This window comes from Herbaspirillum sp., from assembly GCF_035644555.1.
Classification (GTDB): domain Bacteria; phylum Pseudomonadota; class Gammaproteobacteria; order Burkholderiales; family Burkholderiaceae_D; genus Herbaspirillum.
In genome coordinates, this window is the sequence record NZ_DASQOH010000036.1 from 14,746 (window position 1) to 33,804 (window position 19,059).

17 protein-coding genes are annotated in these 19,059 nt (G+C 63.6%); 10 read left to right on the forward strand and 7 right to left on the reverse strand.

Going from position 1 to position 19,059, the window contains the following annotated elements:
• The first annotated feature begins 171 nt into the window (after nt 1-171).
• From VE092_RS09325 to VE092_RS09360, 8 genes are all read left to right on the forward strand, one after another.
• The gene (locus VE092_RS09325; RefSeq protein ID WP_324876013.1) at nt 172-4,173 is read left to right on the forward strand and encodes an FAD/FMN-binding oxidoreductase; all 4,002 of its coding nucleotides are present in this window, start codon (nt 172-174) and stop codon (nt 4,171-4,173) included.
• 12 nt (nt 4,174-4,185) lie between these two features.
• Nucleotides 4,186-4,632 carry an HIT family protein gene (locus VE092_RS09330; RefSeq protein WP_324876015.1) on the forward strand — a complete coding sequence of 149 codons (447 nt, stop codon included), beginning with the start codon at nt 4,186-4,188 and terminating at the stop codon, nt 4,630-4,632.
• A gap of 88 nt (nt 4,633-4,720) precedes the next feature.
• Nucleotides 4,721-5,143: a DUF971 domain-containing protein gene (locus VE092_RS09335; protein ID WP_324876017.1), complete on the forward strand. Its 423-nt coding sequence runs from the start codon at nt 4,721-4,723 to the stop codon at nt 5,141-5,143.
• Nucleotides 5,144-5,227: 84 nt separating this feature from the next.
• Nucleotides 5,228-5,962 carry a bifunctional demethylmenaquinone methyltransferase/2-methoxy-6-polyprenyl-1,4-benzoquinol methylase UbiE gene (ubiE, locus tag VE092_RS09340; protein WP_324876019.1) on the forward strand — a complete coding sequence of 245 codons (735 nt, stop codon included), beginning with the start codon at nt 5,228-5,230 and terminating at the stop codon, nt 5,960-5,962.
• Nucleotides 5,963-6,105: 143 nt separating this feature from the next.
• Nucleotides 6,106-7,083 carry a Tim44 domain-containing protein gene (locus VE092_RS09345; RefSeq protein WP_324876021.1) on the forward strand — a complete coding sequence of 326 codons (978 nt, stop codon included), beginning with the start codon at nt 6,106-6,108 and terminating at the stop codon, nt 7,081-7,083.
• 185 nt (nt 7,084-7,268) lie between these two features.
• Nucleotides 7,269-7,877 (forward strand): ubiquinone biosynthesis accessory factor UbiJ, encoded by a 609-nt coding sequence (locus tag VE092_RS09350; protein ID WP_324876023.1) that lies wholly within the window; start codon nt 7,269-7,271, stop codon nt 7,875-7,877.
• Complete coding sequence (ubiB, locus tag VE092_RS09355; protein WP_324876025.1) at nt 7,878-9,452, forward strand: ubiquinone biosynthesis regulatory protein kinase UbiB; 1,575 nt, start codon at nt 7,878-7,880, stop codon at nt 9,450-9,452. It abuts the gene before it with no gap.
• A gap of 54 nt (nt 9,453-9,506) precedes the next feature.
• Complete coding sequence (locus VE092_RS09360; protein WP_324876027.1) at nt 9,507-11,003, forward strand: MFS transporter; 1,497 nt, start codon at nt 9,507-9,509, stop codon at nt 11,001-11,003.
• Between the two features lie 9 nt (nt 11,004-11,012).
• Here the strand turns inward: VE092_RS09360 and VE092_RS09365 are convergent, their stop codons facing one another.
• Entirely contained in the window at nt 11,013-11,939 is a 927-nt protein-coding gene (locus VE092_RS09365; protein ID WP_324876029.1) for a LysR family transcriptional regulator, read from the reverse strand.
• A 162-nt stretch (nt 11,940-12,101) separates the two neighbouring features.
• Between VE092_RS09365 and VE092_RS09370 the strand changes: the two genes are divergently transcribed.
• Nucleotides 12,102-12,869 (forward strand): 3-oxoacyl-ACP reductase family protein, encoded by a 768-nt coding sequence (locus tag VE092_RS09370; RefSeq protein WP_324876031.1) that lies wholly within the window; start codon nt 12,102-12,104, stop codon nt 12,867-12,869.
• Nucleotides 12,870-12,950: 81 nt separating this feature from the next.
• Here VE092_RS09370 and trpC read toward each other — a convergent pair whose 3' ends face one another.
• The 6 genes from trpC to rpe form a co-directional block, all read right to left on the reverse strand.
• The gene (trpC, locus tag VE092_RS09375) at nt 12,951-13,751 is read right to left on the reverse strand and encodes an indole-3-glycerol phosphate synthase TrpC (RefSeq protein WP_324876033.1); all 801 of its coding nucleotides are present in this window, start codon (nt 13,749-13,751) and stop codon (nt 12,951-12,953) included.
• Nucleotides 13,752-13,767: 16 nt separating this feature from the next.
• Complete coding sequence (gene trpD / locus VE092_RS09380) at nt 13,768-14,805, reverse strand: anthranilate phosphoribosyltransferase (protein ID WP_324876035.1); 1,038 nt, start codon at nt 14,803-14,805, stop codon at nt 13,768-13,770.
• Between the two features lie 38 nt (nt 14,806-14,843).
• A complete protein-coding gene (locus tag VE092_RS09385; RefSeq protein ID WP_077235926.1) occupies nt 14,844-15,419 on the reverse strand; it encodes an aminodeoxychorismate/anthranilate synthase component II in 576 nt (191 codons plus the stop codon).
• Nucleotides 15,420-16,916: an anthranilate synthase component I gene (gene trpE / locus VE092_RS09390; RefSeq protein WP_006465100.1), complete on the reverse strand. Its 1,497-nt coding sequence runs from the start codon at nt 16,914-16,916 to the stop codon at nt 15,420-15,422.
• A gap of 344 nt (nt 16,917-17,260) precedes the next feature.
• Nucleotides 17,261-17,941: a phosphoglycolate phosphatase gene (locus tag VE092_RS09395; protein ID WP_324876039.1), complete on the reverse strand. Its 681-nt coding sequence runs from the start codon at nt 17,939-17,941 to the stop codon at nt 17,261-17,263.
• A 69-nt stretch (nt 17,942-18,010) separates the two neighbouring features.
• On the reverse strand, nt 18,011-18,676 hold the full coding sequence (gene rpe, locus VE092_RS09400) for a ribulose-phosphate 3-epimerase (RefSeq protein ID WP_013235823.1): 666 nt from the start codon (nt 18,674-18,676) through the stop codon (nt 18,011-18,013).
• 210 nt (nt 18,677-18,886) lie between these two features.
• On the opposite strand from rpe, the gene VE092_RS09405 reads away from it, so the two are divergent.
• A partial coding sequence (locus tag VE092_RS09405) for an ApaG domain (RefSeq protein WP_324876044.1) occupies nt 18,887-19,059 on the forward strand: 173 nt, incomplete at its 3' end.

Sequence of the window (19,059 nt, forward strand, 5' to 3'; positions counted from 1 at the left end):
TACTGAAATTGATTGCATTTATAAATTCAATCGACCCTGGCTATGGCTCCTCCACCGCCAGGCCGCCCCTGCAAACGTCGTCCGGTCGCTCCCCAAAACCGGCCCATCCCGTCGCGAGTTTTGCCAATAGGCTAAAATGCTCCTCCGGCAGCAGATTTACCTCATACATAGATGAACGCCCCCGCACAGATCCAGGCCTTGCTTACAGACGCGCCCCATGGCGCCACGCCTCCGCGCTTGCGCGAAATCCCCTACAACTACACCTCCTTCTCAGATCGCGAGATCGTGATCCGGTTGTTGGGCGAAGCGTCCTGGTCCCTGCTGGACGAGCTGCGCGGCAAGCGCCAGACCGGTCGCTCGGCGCGCATGCTATATGAAGTCCTGGGTGATATCTGGGTGGTCCGCCGCAATCCCTACCTGCAGGACGACCTGCTGGACAACCCCAAGCGCCGCGCCGCGCTGATCGAGGCGCTCAATCACCGCCTCAATGAAGTGGACAAGCGCCGCCTGGCCACCGATCTGGCCGAATCCGGCGATGCCGAGGCCCAGCGCCGCAGCGCCAGCGTGGAAGCCCTGCTGAAGGCAGCCAAGAAGGCCATCGCCGACTTTGCCGAGGAATTCCGCCAGACCTATGACCTGCGCAAGCGCGCTACCCGTGTGCTGGGCCGCTACACGGCCAAGGACAACATCAAGTTCGACGGCCTCTCGCGCGTGTCACACGTCACCGACGCCACCGACTGGCGCGTCGAGTACCCCTTCGTGGTGCTGACCCCGGACACCGAAGACGAGATGGCCGGCCTGGTCAAGGCCTGTATCGAACTGGGCCTGACCATCATCCCGCGTGGCGGCGGCACTGGCTATACCGGCGGCGCCATTCCGCTGACGCCCCTGTCGGCCGTCATCAATACCGAAAAGCTGGAACAGCTGGGCGCGGTCGAGATGGAAATCCTGCCCGGCCTGGACAAGCCCTACGCCACCATCTACTCGGGTGCCGGCGTGGTCACCAAACGCGTCTCGGATGCGGCTGAAAAGGCCGGTTTCGTCTTTGCGGTGGACCCGACCTCGGCTGAAGCTTCCTGCATCGGCGGCAATGTCGCCATGAATGCCGGCGGCAAGAAGGCCGTCCTGTGGGGCACCGCCCTGGACAACCTGGCCAGCTGGCGCATGGTCGATCCGCAAGGCGACTGGCTGGAAGTGACGCGCCTGGACCACAACCTGGGCAAGATCCACGACGTCGAAGTGGCGCGCTTCAAGCTGGAATGGTCGCACCCCGGCGAAAAGGGCCAGAAGACCGAAGTCTTCAAGACCGAGATCCTGGAAATCTCCGGCAAGAAATTCCGCAAGGAAGGCCTGGGCAAGGACGTCACCGACAAGTTCCTCTCGGGCCTGCCCGGCGTGCAGAAGGAAGGTTGCGACGGCCTGATCACCTCGGCCCGCTGGATCCTGCACAAGATGCCCAAGCAGACCCGTACGGTCTGCCTGGAGTTCTTCGGTCAGGCGCGCGATGCGATTCCCTCGATCGTCGAGATCAAGGATTACCTGGACGCCGAAACCAAGCGTGGCGGCGCCATCCTGGCCGGCCTGGAACACCTGGACGAGCGCTACCTGCGCGCGGTTGGCTATGCCACCAAGTCCAAGCGCGGCGTGCTGCCCAAGATGGTGCTGATCGGCGACATCGTTGGTGATGACGAAAACGCCGTGGCCGCTGCCGCTTCGGAAGTGATCCGCATGGCCAACAACCGCGTGGGTGAGGGCTTCGTCGCCGTCAGCCCGGAGGCGCGCAAGAAGTTCTGGCTGGACCGTTCGCGCACCGCCGCCATTGCCAAGCACACCAACGCCTTCAAGATCAACGAAGACGTGGTGATCCCGCTGAACCGCATGGGCGAATACACCGACGGTATCGAGCGCATCAACATCGAACTGTCGATCAAGAACAAGCTGCAACTGCTGGCCGAACTGGACAGCTTCTTCGTCAAGGGCAACCTGCCGCTGGGCAAGAGCGACGACGCCGAGGGTGATGACATCCCCGCCGCCGAAATGCTGGAAGACCGTGTCCACCAGGCTGAAACCCTGCTGGAGCAGACCCACGCACGCTGGTCCTATCTGCTGGCCAACCTGGACAAGCCGCTCGGCGAAGCCAAGGCCGAACTGGTCGCCCTGGGCCTGGAAAAGCTGCTGCCGGTGTTCGAGCAGCGTCTGATCGAGCAGCCCGAGGCGGCCGTCTTCCACGTGGTGCAGGACCGCACCGTACGCATCTCCTGGAAGCAGGAAGTGCGCGCGCAACTGCGCCAGATCTTCTCGGGTGCGGCCTTCAAGCTGATCCTGGAAGAATGCCAGGCCATCCACAAGCGCGTGCTGCGCGGCCGCGTCTTCGTGGCGCTGCACATGCACGCAGGCGATGGCAACGTGCACACCAACATCCCGGTCAATTCCGACCACTACGAAATGCTGCAGGATGCCCACGTCGCCGTGGCCCGCATCATGAAGCTGGCGCGTTCGCTGGATGGCGTCATCTCGGGTGAGCACGGCATCGGCATCACCAAGCTGGAATTCCTGACCGAGGATGAGATCGGCGAATTCCGCGACTACAAGAAGCGCGTGGACCCGGAAGGCCGCTTCAACAAGGGCAAGCTGCTGGACCTGCCCGGCATGGAAGCCGACCTGCGCAATGCCTATACGCCGTCCTTCGGCCTGATGGGTCACGAATCGCTGATCATGCAGCAGAGCGACATCGGCGCCATTGCCAGCAGCGTCAAGGACTGCCTGCGCTGCGGCAAGTGCAAGCCGGTCTGCTCGACCCACGTGCCGCGCGCCAACCTGCTGTACTCGCCGCGCAACAAGATCCTGGCGACCTCGCTGCTGGTGGAAGCCTTCCTCTATGAAGAGCAGACCCGTCGCGGTGTCTCCATCAAGCATTGGGAAGAGTTCGAGGACGTGGCCGACCACTGCACGGTCTGCCACAAGTGCGTCACGCCTTGCCCGGTCGATATCGACTTCGGCGATGTCTCGATGAACATGCGCAACCTGCTGCGCAAGATGGGCAAGAAGTCCTTCAACGCCGGCACCAATGCGGCAATGTTCTTCCTGAACGCCACCGACCCGGCCACCATCAACGCCACCCGCAAGGTGATGACGCAGTGGGGCTTCAAGGCGCAGCGCCTGGGCAATGACCTGATGAAGAAGTTTGCCAAGAAGCAGACCCAGAAGCCGCCTGCCACCGTCGGCAAGCCGCCGATCAAGGAACAGGTGATCCACTTCATCAACAAGAAGATGCCGGGCAACCTGCCCAAGAAGACCGCACGCGCCTTGCTGGATATCGAAGACGACAAGATCGTCCCCATCATCCGCAATCCCAAGACCACCACGGCCGATACCGAGGCGGTGTTCTACTTCCCCGGCTGCGGCTCGGAGCGCCTGTTCTCGCAGGTCGGCCTGGCCACCCAGGCGATGCTGTGGAACGTGGGTGTGCAGACGGTGCTACCGCCGGGTTACCTGTGCTGCGGTTACCCGCAACGCGGCACCGGCGACTTTGCCAAGGGCGAGAAGATCATCACCGACAACCGCGTGCTGTTCCATCGCATGGCCAACACGCTGAACTACCTCGACATCAAGACCGTCGTGGTCTCCTGCGGTACCTGCTACGACCAGCTGCAGGGCTATGAATTCGAGAAGATCTTCCCCGGCTGCCGCATCATCGACATCCACGAATACCTGCTGGAAAAGGGCGTCAAGCTGGAAGGCGTGACCGGTACCCGCTACATGTACCACGATCCCTGCCACACCCCGATGAAGCTGCAGGATCCGCTGAAGACGGTCAACTCGCTCATCACCACGGTGGATGCGCAGAAGATCGAGAAGAACGACCGCTGCTGCGGCGAGTCGGGTACCTTCGGCGTGTCGCGTCCGGATGTCTCGACCCAGGTCCGCTTCCGCAAGGAAGAGGAAATGCGTAAGGGCAGCGACAAGGTGCGCGCCGACGGCTTCACTGGCGACGTCAAGATCCTGACGTCCTGCCCGTCCTGCTTCCAGGGGCTGTCGCGCTACAACGACGACGCCGGCACCACGGCGGACTACATCGTGGTCGAGATGGCGCGTCATCTGCTGGGCGAAAACTGGATGCCGGAATACGTCGAGCGCGCCAACAATGGCGGCATCGAACGCATCCTGGTGTAAGCGGAGACGATGATGAGCCAGAGTCCTGCATGCGAACTGTGCGCCGGCGATGGCGGCGAGGTGCTGTGGCGCCATCCGGAGTTCCGGGTGGTGCTGGTGGATGAAGCGGATTACCCCGGCTTTTGCCGCGTGATCTGCAATACCCACGTCAAGGAAATGACCGACCTCACGCCGCAGCAGCGTACCCGCATGGCCAACGCCGTCTGGGCGGTGGAGGCGGCGCAGCGCGAAGTCATGCAACCCGAGAAGGTCAACCTGGCCACGCTGGGCAACATGACCCCGCACGTGCACTGGCACGTGATCCCGCGCTTCCTCGACGATCGTCATTTCCCCAGCCCGGTATGGGCCGAACCGCGTCGGCCGGCCGATGCGGCCAGCCTCGCCGCGCGTCGCGCCTTGCTGCCGCAACTGCGCGAAGCCGTGCGCCGGCAGCTGGACGCGGCAGGTCTCGGAAGCTGACCGTCCGCGCCGGTCACGGCGGGCGTGAAATACGCCCCGGCCTGACCGTTTCTCTCACGAGTGTCACAGATTTCACAAGGGATGGCCCATGAGCGTCCAATCTTCTCCGGTTCCGCTGTCCTTCAAGGTACGCAAGCTCTCGCGCGTGGTGGAGGTCGAGTTCGATGATGGCGTGATGTTTTCGCTGCCATTCGAATTGATGCGCGTGTATTCACCCTCGGCCGAAGTACGTGGCCATGGCCCCGGCCAGGAAGTGCTGCAGACCGGCAAGCGCGAGGTCGAGATCAACGGCATCGAACCGGTCGGCAACTACGGCGTCAAACCGCTGTTCTCGGACGGCCATGCCAGTGGCATCTTCACCTGGGATTACCTCTACCAGCTCGGCCGTGACCAGGCCGCCATGTGGGAAACCTATCTGCAGAAACTGGAAGCGGCGGGCTTCACCCGCGAGAGCGGGCGCGACCACCAGGCCGAGGCCGCAGGTGGTCACGGCTGCGGCCACTCGCACTGAACGCTGCAAGGCCATGCTGATCCAGGGCAAACCGCAGCGTGGCCGGTCTCTTATAATGTCGTCTTCAACGTTACAGGCCTAGCCATGACCAACACCACCCATTTCGGTTACGAAACCGTCAAAGAAGAAGAGAAGGTCCGCAAGGTCGCGGAAGTGTTCCACTCCGTCGCCGCCAAGTACGACGTGATGAACGACTTCATGTCGGCTGGCCTGCATCGCATCTGGAAGGCTTTCACCATCGCTCAGGCGGGTGTTCGCCCCGGCTTCAAGGTGCTTGATATTGCCGGTGGCACCGGTGACCTGTCCAAGGCCTTCGCCAAGCAGGCCGGTCCCAGCGGCGAAGTATGGCTGACCGACATCAACGAATCCATGCTGCGCGTGGGCCGCGACCGCCTGCTCGACAAGGGCATCGTCACCCCCACGATGCTGTGCGACGCCGAGAAGCTGCCCTTTCCGGACAACTACTTCGACCGCGTTTCGGTGGCCTTCGGCCTGCGCAACATGACCCACAAGGATGCCGCCCTGGCCGAGATGCGCCGTGTGCTGAAACCCGGTGGCAAGCTGCTGGTGCTGGAATTCTCCAAGGTCTGGGAGCCGCTGAAGAAGCCCTACGACGTGTACTCCTTCTCGGTCCTGCCGTGGCTGGGCAAGAAGGTCGCCAACGACGCCGACAGCTATCGCTACCTGGCCGAATCGATCCGCATGCACCCTGACCAGGAAACCCTGAAGCAGATGATGGAACAGGTCGGTCTGGAGCGCGTGCAGTATTTCAACCTGACCGCCGGCGTGGCCGCGCTGCATACCGGCATCAAGATGTAAGCCAGGCGGGCAGCGGCTGACCTGGCGTGGCCCGGCATTAAGGCTGGCTTAATTTTGCCGGGTGACAATGGCCCTGTCGGATCGCCAATCTGCTTTGCGCTCCGGCATCCCGCACTGACGGCAACATCCACAAGAGGTAAGCCATGAAAAAATTCCTTCTCGCATTGCTGCTGGCGATGACATCGCTGGCGCTGGTCATGTCTCCGGCCGAAGCCAAGCGCCTGGGTGGCGGCGGCTCCTTCGGCAAGCAATCGTCCAATTATTCGCGCCAGGCGGCGCCGTCTTCGCCGTCCTACAGTCAGCCTGCTGCCACGCCTTATCGGCCCGCGACGCCGGCTGCCACGCCGCAAAGCGCTCCCCTGCCCAAGCCTGCCAGCCCCTGGCGCAACGTGCTGGGCGGCGCCTTGCTGGGCTTCGGCCTGGGTGCGCTGATGTCGCACTTCGGCATCGGCGGTGCGATGGGTGGCATGCTGGGTTCTCTGCTGACCATTGCCTTGCTGTGCGCGGCGGTGATCTTCCTGATCCGCCTGTTCGCCCGGGGGCGCGAGGCGCAGAACAGCAATCCGGCCTATGCCACGCCGATGCCGGGCGTGAGCCCCATCGGCAGCGCCGCCGGCGCGACACCAGAAATCGGCTCGGGCCTGCGTGACATCAACCCGCCGCCGACCTTCCCCGGCAGCTCCCCGGCCGCGCTGCAAGGCAGCGGCTACGGCGCCAGCGGCCAGCCTGCGCAGATTCAGCACTGGGGCATTCCCGAGGGCTTCGACACTGCCGGTTTCGTACGCAATGCCAAGACCTACTTCATCCGTTTGCAGGCCGCCTGGGATCGCGCCGATGCCAACGACATCCGCGAATTCACCACGCCGGAAATGTTCGCCGAACTGCGCATGCAGCTCACCGAACGCGGCGCCGCACCCAATGCCACCGATGTCGTGCAGCTGGATGCAGAACTGCTGGGCATCGAGACCATGGCCTTCGATTACCTCGCCACCGTGCGCTTCCAGGGGCTGATCAAGGAAGCTCCGGACGCCTCGGCCGAGCCCTTCGCCGAGATCTGGAACCTGTCCAAGCCCCTCAACGGCAGCGGCGGCTGGGTGCTGGCCGGTATCCAGCAGGTGTAGCCGAGCCGGGCGGTGCTGGATCAAGGAACACGCGGCGCGTGAACCTTGCCGGTGCGCCAAGCTGTTACACTTGAGACCGCCCGCTTGATCGGGCGGTTTTGTTTTTGCGGAGCTGAATATTGGTGAATTCTTCGCCGCTTCCGCGTTCTTATTGCTGTCCCCGGCTCAACCCGTTTCTGGAACCCATGTCCGTGCTGCCCGACCCGTCCACCCTGGCCCTCGGCCCGATGAAACCCGCTGCGGCGGTGATCAACCATCTGCTGGCGCAGGAGCCGTGGGCGCGCAATACCCTCATCACCCATGCCGGCAAGGTCGCCTGCATCGATACCGGCGTCATGCAGTTGCGCCTGAAGGTGGCCGGTGACGGCTACCTGCAGGATGTCCCCGCCGACGCGCCGGCCAATGTCACCATCCGCCTGAAACTGTCGGATCTGCCGCTGATCGCCGCCAACCGCGAACGCGCCGTGTCCTACGTCAAGCTGGAGGGCGATGCCGATTTTGCCAATGCCATTTCGCAACTGAGCCAGAAGCTGCGCTGGGATGCCGAGGATGACCTGTCACGCGTGGTCGGCGATGTCGCCGCCACCCGCATCGTCTCCGGCGCGCGCGGCCTGTTCGAGGCTGCCCGCACCACCCAGCGCAAGCTGACCGAAAACCTGGCCGAGTATTTCCTGGAAGAACAACCGATGCTGATCCGCCCCCGCCAGCTGCAGGACTTTTCTGCCGACGTCGTGCGCCTGCGCGATGACCTGGAACGTCTGTCCAAGCGCATCGAGAAACTGGAGCGTCGCTAAATGCTGCTGCGTTCCATGCGTCTGCTCAAGATCATCCGCGTCGCCATTCTCTATGGCCTGGATGAAATCATCGCCTCCGAATTCGCGCCGCCGCGCTTCGCCCGCATCGTCAACCGCATCTTCTTCTGGCGCGACCTGTCCGCGCCACGCGGCGAGCGCTTACGCCGCGCGCTGGAAGACCTGGGACCCATCTTCATCAAGTTCGGCCAGGTGTTGTCGACCCGGCGCGACCTGATGCCGCCCGACATCGCCAACGAACTCACGCTGTTGCAGGACCGCGTGCCACCGTTCGAATCCGAACTGGCCGTGCGTCAGATCGAGAAATCGCTGGGCGCCCATCCGGACCTGCTCTTCGCCAGCTTCGAACGCACCCCGGTGGCCTCGGCCTCGATTGCCCAGGTCCACTTCGCCACCCTGAAGGATGGCAAGGAAGTCGCGGTCAAGGTGCTGCGCCCCGGCATGCGCGACATCATCGACCATGACATCGGCCTCATGCACGTGGCCGCCGACTGGCTGGAGCGTCTGTGGGCGGATGGCCGCCGTCTCAAGGCCAAGGAAGTCGTGGGCGAGTTCGACAAGTACCTGCACGACGAACTGGACCTGATGCGCGAAGCCGCCAACGCCAGCCAGCTGCGCCGCAACTTTGCCGAATCCACGCTGCTGATGGTGCCGGAGATGTACTGGGATTACTGCTCGCCCTCGGTGATCGTGATGGAGCGCATGCATGGCATCCCCATCTCGCAGACCGAGCGCCTGCGTGCGGAAGGGGTGGACCTGTCCAAGCTGTCGCGGGATGGCGTGGAGATCTTCTTCACCCAGGTGTTCCGCGATGGCTTCTTCCATGCCGACATGCACCCGGGCAATATCCTGGTGTCGGTGGCGCCGGAAACCTTCGGTCGCTACATCGCACTGGACTTCGGCATCGTCGGCACGCTCAACGACTTCGACAAGGATTACCTGTCGCAGAATTTCCTGGCCTTCTTCCGTCGCGACTACAAGCGCGTGGCCGAGGCCCACATCGAATCCGGCTGGGCGCCCAAGGATACCCGCGTCGATGAACTGGAAGCGGCCGTGCGCGCCTGCTGCGAACCCATCTTCGATCGCCCGCTCAAGGACATCTCCTTCGGCCAGGTGCTGCTGCGCCTGTTCCAGACCTCGCGCCGCTTCAATGTCGAGGTGCAGCCGCAACTGGTGCTGTTGCAGAAGACCCTGCTCAACGTCGAAGGCCTGGGCCGCCAGCTCGATCCCGACCTGGACTTGTGGAAGACTGCCAAGCCCTATCTGGAACGCTGGATGAGTGAGCAGATCGGCTGGCGTGGTTTCGTCGAGCAATTGAAGGTCGAGGTGCCGCGCTACAGCCGTCTGCTGCCCGAGCTGCCGCGTCTGGCACACCAGGCGTTGACCCGCTACACCAACGGCGAAGGCCAGCCGCAGAATACCGAACTGATGCGCAAGCTCCTGGCCGAGCAGCGCCGCACCAACATGTTGCTCGGGGTGATCGTCTATTTTGGCGGCGGGCTGATCGGCGGCATCATCGTGATCCAGGTACTGATGCATGTGCTGAGGTTCTATTGATGCAGGGCCGGTTTTGTAAATGATATAAATAATTTTGAAAAGGAGCGCCGGCACATGCCGGCGTTTCGCATGTCGGACCAGCAGACAGGGATAGAGGACGTGGGAACCAACGACAACAGCTTGCCGGACGCGCGCGTGCGCATGTTGCCCTACATCGTGGCGGCGACCTTCTTCATGGAGTATCTGGACACCACCATCATCGCCACGGCATTGCCGCAGATGGCCCAGTCCTTCGGTGTCGGTCCCAACGAACTGAGCCTGGGCATGACCGCCTATATGCTCACGCTGGCGGTGTTCATCCCCATCAGTGGTTGGGTAGCGGACCGCTTCGGGTCGCGTACGGTGTTCGGCATGGCCATCGTCATCTTCACCCTGGCGTCCATCCTGTGCGGGTATTCGGAGAATGTCTGGCAATTCACGGCGGCGCGGGTCTTGCAGGGATTGGGCGGGGCCATGATGGTGCCGGTCGGGCGCATGATCGTGGTACGCAGCACCGGCAAGGAGCGGTTGATGAAGGCCATCGCCACCATCACCTGGCCGGCCATCGTGGCGCCGGTGGTGGGGCCATCCATCGGTGGCTTCATCACGACCTATGCCTCGTGGCATTGGATCTTCCTGATGAACGTGCCGTTCGGTATCGCCGCTTTCATCGCGGTGATGACGGTGGTGCGCAACGAGCATGGTCACAGCCGGCGGCCGCTGGACGTGATGGGCTTCCTGCTCTCGGGCGCGGCGCTGACCTCGCTGTTGTATGGCACCGAGATCGCCAGCCACATGGAATCCAACATCAAGGTGGCGCTGGGCTTCGTGGCCCTGGGGGTGGTGCTGGGCGGGTGCGCCTGGTGGCACATGCAGCGCATCGAACATCCGCTGCTGGACTTTTCCAATCTGCGCATTCCGACCTATTCGGTGACGGTGCTGACCGGTTCGCTCACGCGTATCGGTGTGGATGCGGTGCCTTACCTGATGCCCCTGATGTTCCAGATCGGTTTCGGTCTCACGGCGTTCCAGTCGGGGCTGCTGCTGCTGGCCACCGCCCTGGGCAACCTGGGCATGAAGGCCTTCACCACGCGCATCCTGCAGCGCTTTGGTTTCCGCAGCGTGGCGCTGAACAATGCCGCCATCGCCAGTTGTCTCATCATTGCCTGCGGCCTGCTCACGCCGGGCACGCCCTTGCCGGTGATCCTGGGGGTGATCTTCTGTTACGGCCTGTCGCGCTCGATGCAGTTTTCCACGCTCGCCACGCTGGCCTATGCCGACATCAGCGATGCCCGCAAATCCTCTGCCAGCACGCTCTGGAGCGTGGCGCAGCAGATGACCATCGGCATGGGCATCGCCTTTGGCGCGCTGGCCTTGCGCGTGGCGGCCTATCTGCGTGGGGAAGCGGTGGACGCCAGCGGCGCCCACTTTACGCTGGGCGACTTCCAGTGGGCCTTCGCGATGGCCGGCCTGGTGACGCTGGTCTCGGTGATCGGCTACCGTGGTCTGTCGCACGATGCCGGCAGCAACATCGGTGGTGGCATGCGCGCCGCCCGGCAGGGCAAGGCGTGAGGGCGATCTTCAGTCCAGTGCGTTGAAGCGCTGCGCCAGCCGCTGCTGCCGGAAATGTTCGACCACGAAATCGACGAAGACCCGGGTCTTGGCCGGCAACAGCCGTGCCGCCGTGAAATACAGCGACAGCATGCCGGTATCGACGTACCAGTCCGGCAATACCCGCACCAGGGTGCCGCGATCGAGGTAGATCAGGGCGTGCGGCATCGAGACCAGGGTGATGCCCAGCCCGGCCTCAGCCACCTCGCAGGCGGCGTTGGCGTCGCTCATGGTCATCCGCTGTTGCAAGGTCACCGGCGCCTGTTGGCCATGGCGGTCGCGCAGCGAGAACGGGCGGATGCGCCCGGTCTGCGGCGAGCGGATCAGCACGCCGGCATGGTCGGCCAGATCGGCCGGCGAGCGTAGCGCCGGGTGCGCCTCCAGATAGGCCGGTGAGGCCAGCAATACCCGGTGTGCCGGCGCCAGTTCGCGCGCCACCACCCCGGGCGAGAGTTCGGTACCGCCGGCAATGGCGGCGTCGAATCCTTCCGTGATCAGATCCACCGGGCGATTCTCGAAATGCCAGTCCGGCAGGATGCCGGGGTAGCGGCCCAGGAATTCCCCCAGCAACGGCACGATGTATTGCCGCCCGAACCCCGTTCCCATGCTGACCTTGAGCGTGCCGGCCGGCTGCCCGCCGGCGCTGGCCAGATTGGCCACGGCGCTGCGGATGGCCTGCAGCCCGCCGGCCACCTCCTGCAGGAAGCGCTCGCCCGCCTCGGTCAGCGACAGCTTGCGGGTGCTGCGGTGGAACAGGCGCACCCCCAATGAAGATTCCAGTCGGGCCACGTTCTTGCCGACCGCGGCCGAGGTCAGGCCTAGCTGGCGCGCCGCCGCCGAAAAGCTGCCGGCATTGGCCGCAGCGACGAAGCATTCGATGCTGGTCATGGTTTCCATGGCCCTGATTCTAAACCATTGGTTTAAAAAGAAGATAGTGATTGCCGGCTAGTCGCAACATAATCAAACGCCGATACTTGCTTCAACCCAGACGCAAACAGAAACGCGCCAACGGGTTCAACCCTACGCAATCACTTACGCATCTATCCAAGGAGCAAGATCATGACCAAGCAAATTACTACGACTTCCCACAACACCCTGGTGTCCAAGGTGGCCTTCGTCCAGGGCGGCTCGCGCGGCATCGGCGCGGCCATCGTGCAGCGTCTGGCCGCCGAAGGCGCCACCGTCGCCTTCACCTATGTCAGCTCGCCGGACAAGGCGCAGGCCCTGGTCAGCAGCGTGGAAGCCGCCGGTGGCCGCGCCCTGGCCATCCAGGCCGACAGCTCGGACGCGACCGCCCTGCAGCAAGCCATTCGCCTGGCTGCAGAAACCTTCGGTCGTCTCGATATCCTGGTGAACAATGCCGGTGTGCTGGCCATGGGCCCGATCGACCAATTCAAGCTGGAAGACCTGGACCGCACCCTCGCCGTGAACGTGCGCAGCGTCTTCGTCGCCACGCAGGAAGCCGCCCGCTACATGGGCGATGGCGGTCGCGTCATCAGCATCGGCAGCACCAATGCCGAGCGCATGCCCTTCGCTGGCGGCGCCGTGTATGCGATGAGCAAGTCGGCCCTGGTGGGCTTGACCAAGGGTCTGGCACGCGACCTGGGTCCGCGTGGCATCACCGTCAACAACGTGCAGCCCGGTCCGGTCGATACCGACATGAACCCGGCCAGCGGTGACTTCGCTGCCGTCATGACCGGCCTGATGGCCCTGCCGCGCTACGGCAAGGCCGAGGAAATCGCCAGCTTCGTGGCCTATCTCGCCGGTCCGGAATCGGGTTACATCACCGGTGCCAACCTGACCATCGACGGCGGTTTCGCAGCCTGATCTGCGTCCTCCCCGGGAGCAAAAATAAACCTCGCACCGGTTTGCACCGGGCGAGGTTTTTTCCTGCACGCGAAGATCAGTTCAGGCGAACAGTCGTGCCAGCTCGACCCCCGGTTCCGGCGCCCGCATGAAGGCTTCGCCGACCAGGAAGGCATGTACGTCGGCGTCGCGCATGCGCCTGACGTCGTCCGGGGTGGCGATGGCCGATTCGGTGACCACCAGTTTTTCCGGCGGGATGCGCGGCAGCAGGCCCAGCGTGGTATCGAGCGTGGTCTCGAAGGTGCGCAGGTTGCGGTTGTTGATGCCCAGCAGGCGGGTCTTGAGCTTGAGTGCCGCATCCAGTTCGGCGCGGTCATGCACTTCCACCAGCACGCTCATGCCCAGTTCGTGGGCGCAGGCTTCCATGTCGGCCATCAGGCCGTGGTCCAGGGCGGCCACGATCAGCAGGATGGCATCGGCGCCCCAGGAGCGGGCCTGGTAGATCTGGTAGTGATCGACCATGAAATCCTTGCGCAGGACCGGCAGCGCGCAGGCGGCGCGGGCCTGCTTGAGATAGTCGGGCGACCCCTGGAAGAACTGCTCGTCGGTCAAGACCGACAGGCAGGCCGCGCCGTGGGTGGCATAGCTGACAGCGATCTCGGCCGGCTTGAAGTCGGGGCGGATCACGCCCTTGGAGGGGGAGGCCTTCTTGACCTCGGCAATCACGCCGGCCTGGCCGTTGGCGATCTTGTCGCGCAGGCTGGCTTCGAAGTTGCGCAGTTCGGAGCGCAGCTCGCTGTCGGTTTCGACGTCGCGGCGCAGGCTGGCCAGGTCGCGCTGCTTTTGCGCGATGCGGATTTCCTCGGCCTTGACGTCGAGGATCTTGTTGAGGATGTCGGACATGGGCTTCCTTGTCGGATTAGTGTTTGCCGCCAAGCTGGCGCGTGACTTGCACGAACTGGTCCAGCTTGGCGCGGGCGGCGCCGGAGGCGATGGTGGCGCGCGCGGTCGCCAGGCCATCGGCAATCGAGGGGGCCACGCCGGCTGCATACAGGGCGGTGGCGGCGTTGATCAGTACGATGTCGTGCACCGGACCGGGTTCCCCGCGCAGGGCTTCGAAGATTTTCTCCTTGGACTCGGTCGAGTTCGCCACCTGCAGATTGCGGCTGGCGAACATGGACAAGCCGTAGTCTTCCGGGTGGATTTCATATTCGCGGATCTCGCCATTGACCAGCTCGCCCACCATGGTGGCGCCGCCCAGGGTGACTTCGTCCAGGTTGTCGCGACCCCAGACCACGATGGCGTGTTGCGCGCCCAGGCGTTGCAGTACGCGTACCTGGATGCCGACCAGGTCGGCATGGAACACGCCCATCAGGATATTGGGGGCGCCGGCCGGATTGGTCAGCGGGCCGAGGATATTGAAGATGGTGCGCACGCCCAGCTCCCTGCGCACCGGGGCGGCGTGCTTCATGGCGGCGTGGTGGTTGGGCGCGAACATGAAGCCGATGCCGCTCTGGGCGATCGATTGCGCCACCTGTTCGGGTTGCAGGTTGATGTCCGCGCCCAGGGCTTCGAGTACGTCGGCGCTGCCCGAGGAGGAGGACACGCTGCGCCCGCCGTGCTTGGCCACGCGCGCTCCGGCGGCGGCCGCCACGAACATGGAGGCGGTGGAGATGTTGAAGGTATGCGCGCCGTCGCCGCCAGTGCCGACGATGTCCAGCAGGCCGGTGGTGTCGGCCATCGGTACCTTGGTGGCGAATTCGCGCATGACCTGCGCGGCGGCGGCGATCTCGCCGATGCTTTCCTTCTTCACGCGCAGGCCCATGGTGAGGGCGGCGATCATGACCGGCGACATCTCGCCGCCCATGATCTGGCGGAACAGGGTCAGCATTTCGTCGTGGAAGATTTCGCGGTGTTCGATACAGCGCAACAGCGCTTCTTGCGGGGTGATAGGCATGTCTGGTCTCTTTTTGGTGTTGTGGTCCCGGCGCGGCCTCAGCCGTGGGCGCTGCCGGTCAGGAAGTTCTTGAGCAGGGCGTGGCCGTGCTCGGAGAGGATGGACTCGGGGTGGAACTGCACGCCTTGCAGTTCGAACTGCTTGTGGCGCACGCCCATGATCTCGCCGTCATCGGTCCAGGCGGTCACTTCCAGGCAGTCCGGCAGCGTGGCGCGTTCGATGGCCAGCGAGTGGTAGCGGATCACGGTGTAGGGCGAGGGCAGGTCCTTGAAGACGCCCACACCGGTATGGGCGATTTTCGATGTCTTGCCATGCATGACCTGCTTGGCGCGCACGATGTTGCCGCCGAAGGCTTCGCCGATGGCCTGGTGGCCGAGGCAGACACCCAGGATGGGCAGCTTGCCCGAGAACTCCTTCAACAGGTCCACGCAGATGCCGGCTTCCTTGGGGCTGCAGGGGCCGGGGGAGAGGCAGATGCGCTCGGGATTGAGCTTCTTGATGTCATCCAGCGTGATCTCGTCATTGCGGATGGTCAGCACCTCCTCGCCGAGTTCGCCGAAGTATTGCACCAGGTTGTAGGTGAAGGAGTCGTAGTTGTCGATCATCAGCAGCATTTAGATTTCTCCGTCCAGGCCGTCTTGCACTTGTTCAGCGGCACGCAATACGGCGCGCGCCTTGTTTTCGGTTTCTTCCCATTCCATTTCCGGCACCGAGTCGGCCACGATGCCGGCGGCGGCTTGTACGTACAGCGTGCCATCCTTGATGACGCCGGTGCGAATCGCAATGGCCACGTCCATCTCGCCACCGAAGGAGAGATAGCCGCAGGCGCCGCCGTAGATGCCGCGCTTGCTGGGTTCGAGCTCGTCGATGATTTCCATGGCCCTTACCTTGGGCGCGCCCGACAGGGTGCCGGCGGGGAAGGTGGCCTTGAGCACATCCAGGTTGGACATGCCGGGCTTGAGGATGCCTTCGACGTTGGAGACGATGTGCTGCACGTGGGAGTATTTTTCGATCACCATCTGGTCGGTGACCTTGACGCTGCCGGTGGTGGCGATGCGGCCGATGTCGTTGCGGGCCAGGTCGATCAGCATGACGTGCTCGGCGATTTCCTTGGGATCGGCCAGCAGTTCGCGGGCCAGCTGTTCATCGCGCTCGATGGTGGAGCCGCGCGGGCGGGTGCCGGCCAGGGGGCGGATGGTGATCTTCTTCTGGCCTTCGCCGATGGATTCGTTGCGCACCAGGATTTCGGGCGATGCGCCGACGATCTGCATGTCGCCGAAGTTGTAGAAGTACATGTAGGGCGAGGGGTTCAGCGAACGCAGGGCGCGGTACAGCATCAGCGGCGAATCGACGTAGGACTTCTTCAGGCGCTGGCCGATCTGCACCTGCATCAGGTCGCCGGCCATCACGTATTCCTTGGCGCGGGCCACGGCCTTGAGATATTCATCCTTGGGGAATTCGCGGATGGTCTCGGTGCGCACCGAGCCGGTGGTGACCGGCGCATCGGCAGGACGGCGCAGCATGGCGCGCAGGTCGCGCAGGCGTTGGCGGCCGCGGGAGAAGGCTTCCGGTTGGGTAGGGTCGGCGTAGACGATCAGGTAGAGCTTGCCGGAGAGGTTGTCGATGACGGCCAGTTCTTCGGTCAGCAGCAGCTGGATGTCGGGCAGGCCCAGGGTATCGGGCGGGGCGCTGTCTTCCAGGCGCTTTTCGATATAGCGCACGGCGTCGTAGCCGAAGTAGCCGGCCAGGCCGCCGCAGAAGCGCGGCATGCCGGGGCGGATGGCGACCTTGAAGCGGGACTGGTATTCGGCAATGAATTCCAGCGCATTGCCTTCGGCGGTTTCGATGACGACGTCATTCTTCAGGACCTCGATCTGCTTGCCGCTGCAGCGGATCTTGGTGGAAGCGGGCAGGCCGATGAAGGAATAGCGGCCGAAGCGCTCGCCACCCACGACAGACTCCAGCAGGAAGGTGTTCTTGCCGGTGTTGTGGCTCTGGGCCAGCTTGAGATAGAGCGTCAGCGGGGTTTCCAGGTCGGCGAAGGCTTCGGCGATCAGGGGGATGCGGTTGTAGCCTTCGGTGGCCAGCGATTTGAATTCGAGTTCGGTCATGTTTCACTCCAGACCGCCATTGTAGGGTACGCAGCGCTGGCCACCGGGCGGCGCGCAGGCGCAATGAGCGCGATGCACACGAAGCACGTGGACAGGTGCGGACTCTCGTCAGCGGTGTCGTTGTTTGAATTGCGGGAAATGCAGGGGATGCGGTACTACAACAAACGACCCGGCGCGCAGGTGCGGCCAGGTCCAGGCGTCAATCACTGAGCCTGGAATTGCCAGCGTCGCCACAGCCAGGCCTCAGGGGCGGCTGTAGTTTGTGCGGTACGTTTGTTGTTGCGAAACATTGATGTGGGGTCGCGGTTCGATCTTTGGTCTATCGACCGGTGGCTGACAGGGTGTCAATCCACCGAGATTTGCTGCGCTGCTTCTACAAGCGTCGAAACTATACCATCCGAATCGACGTCGTGTATAGATTCACCGTGGTTGTATCCATACGGAACATTGAGGACACGGCATCCCGCCGCACGGGCGGCCTGGGCGTCATTGCTGGAGTCGCCGATGGCGACCACCTGGGCCGGGGCCAGGCCGAAATCCTCGCACACCTGCAATAGCGGCATGGGGTCGGGCTTCTTGCGGGGGAAGGAGTCGCCACCATAGACGATCTCGAAGAAGCCGGAGAGGCCCTTCTTTTCCAGCAGCGGCGCGGCGAATGCCAGCGGCTTGTTGGTCACGCAGGCCAGGCGCAGGCCTTTCTCGCGCATGGCCTGCAAGCCTTCGAGCACGCCCGGGTAGAGCGAGGAGTAGTCACCGTTGATGGTCAGGTAGTGCTCGGTATAGGCATCCAGTGCCTGCTGGAAGTATTGCGCTGCCTCGTCTTCGGGATAATCCACGGCCAGTACCCGGCGGATCAGGTTTTCCGTTCCCTTGCCGACGAAGTTGACGATGGTTTCCTGCGACAGGGGCGTCAGGCCCAACTCGGCACGCATGCGGTTGACTGCGACATGGAAGTCGGCTGCGGTGTCCAGCATGGTGCCGTCGAGGTCGATGATGGCGGCTTTGATGTTGGTCAGCTTGCTCATGTGCGCGGGAAACCTCGTGGTCGGTTCGTCAATGGGTGGCGGGTTGGGGCAAAGGTTGAAGGGGCGGGCTCAGACCTGCGCCAGTTCGGCGCGCATGGCGTCGATCACGGCCTTGTAGTCGGGCTTGCCGAAGATGGCGGAGCCGGCCACGAAGGTGTCGGCACCGGCACGGGCGGCGGCGGCGATGTTCTCGATCTTGATGCCGCCATCGACTTCCAGCAGGATGTCGCGGCCGGATTCATCAATGCGGCGGCGCACTTCGGCGATCTTCTTCAGCGCTTCGGGAATGAAGGACTGGCCGCCAAAACCGGGGTTCACCGACATGATCAGGACCATATCCAGCTTGTCCATGACGTGATCCAGATAATGCAGTGGCGTGCCGGGGTTGAACACCAGGCCGGCCTTGCAGCCGTTGTCGCGGATCAGCTGCAGCGAGCGGTCGATGTGCTCGGAGGCTTCCGGGTGGAAGGTGATCAGGTTGGCGCCGGCCTTGGCGAAGTCGGGGATGATGCGGTCCACGGGCTTTACCATCAGGTGCACGTCGATGGGGACCTGTACATGCGGGCGGATCGCTTCGCACACCAGCGGGCCGATGGTCAGGTTGGGGACATAATGGTTGTCCATCACGTCGAAGTGGATGAAATCGGCGCCGGCGGCGACGACATTGCGCACTTCTTCACCCAGTCGGGCAAAATCGGCGGACAGGATGCTGGGGGCGATACGATAGGTCGGCATGGCTGTAAAGAAAGGATGGCTGAATCGACGGCGGCCCCGGCGCTCGGCACGGAGGCGGCAAAGCTGCTATTTTACCCTGTCGCCGGGCGCTGACGCGCTGACGGAACGTTGCGGCTTGCGCTGCGTGACGAATTCGTGTGCAATCGGGGATGGTCGCTGCGAGATTTCTTCATGCGCGGCCCGACATAACGACAACACAGGAAAAATCCCATGGCAGCGTACGAGTTCACGGTGACGGTCAAGACCCAGTACCTGGAGGAACAATCCGATCCATCGCGTTCGCACTACGTGTTCGCCTATGCGATCACCATCGCCAACACCGGCACCGTGCCGGCCCAGCTGATCTCGCGCCACTGGGTGATCACCGATGCCAACAACCACGT

Excerpts from the sequence above, each read along its gene's own strand:
- VE092_RS09325 (WP_324876013.1), top strand. The coding sequence starts at position 172 with ATGAACGCCCCCGCACAGATCCAGGCCTTGCTTACAGACGCGCCCCAT.
- VE092_RS09330 (WP_324876015.1), top strand. The coding sequence starts at position 4,186 with ATGAGCCAGAGTCCTGCATGCGAACTGTGCGCCGGCGATGGCGGCGAG.
- VE092_RS09335 (WP_324876017.1), top strand. The coding sequence starts at position 4,721 with ATGAGCGTCCAATCTTCTCCGGTTCCGCTGTCCTTCAAGGTACGCAAG.
- ubiE (WP_324876019.1), top strand. The coding sequence starts at position 5,228 with ATGACCAACACCACCCATTTCGGTTACGAAACCGTCAAAGAAGAAGAG.
- VE092_RS09345 (WP_324876021.1), top strand. The coding sequence starts at position 6,106 with ATGAAAAAATTCCTTCTCGCATTGCTGCTGGCGATGACATCGCTGGCG.
- VE092_RS09350 (WP_324876023.1), top strand. The coding sequence starts at position 7,269 with ATGTCCGTGCTGCCCGACCCGTCCACCCTGGCCCTCGGCCCGATGAAA.
- ubiB (WP_324876025.1), top strand. The coding sequence starts at position 7,878 with ATGCTGCTGCGTTCCATGCGTCTGCTCAAGATCATCCGCGTCGCCATT.
- VE092_RS09360 (WP_324876027.1), top strand. The coding sequence starts at position 9,507 with ATGCCGGCGTTTCGCATGTCGGACCAGCAGACAGGGATAGAGGACGTG.
- VE092_RS09365 (WP_324876029.1), bottom strand. The coding sequence starts at position 11,939 with ATGGAAACCATGACCAGCATCGAATGCTTCGTCGCTGCGGCCAATGCC.
- VE092_RS09370 (WP_324876031.1), top strand. The coding sequence starts at position 12,102 with ATGACCAAGCAAATTACTACGACTTCCCACAACACCCTGGTGTCCAAG.
- trpC (WP_324876033.1), bottom strand. The coding sequence starts at position 13,751 with ATGTCCGACATCCTCAACAAGATCCTCGACGTCAAGGCCGAGGAAATC.
- trpD (WP_324876035.1), bottom strand. The coding sequence starts at position 14,805 with ATGCCTATCACCCCGCAAGAAGCGCTGTTGCGCTGTATCGAACACCGC.
- VE092_RS09385 (WP_077235926.1), bottom strand. The coding sequence starts at position 15,419 with ATGCTGCTGATGATCGACAACTACGACTCCTTCACCTACAACCTGGTG.
- trpE (WP_006465100.1), bottom strand. The coding sequence starts at position 16,916 with ATGACCGAACTCGAATTCAAATCGCTGGCCACCGAAGGCTACAACCGC.
- VE092_RS09395 (WP_324876039.1), bottom strand. The coding sequence starts at position 17,941 with ATGAGCAAGCTGACCAACATCAAAGCCGCCATCATCGACCTCGACGGC.
- rpe (WP_013235823.1), bottom strand. The coding sequence starts at position 18,676 with ATGCCGACCTATCGTATCGCCCCCAGCATCCTGTCCGCCGATTTTGCC.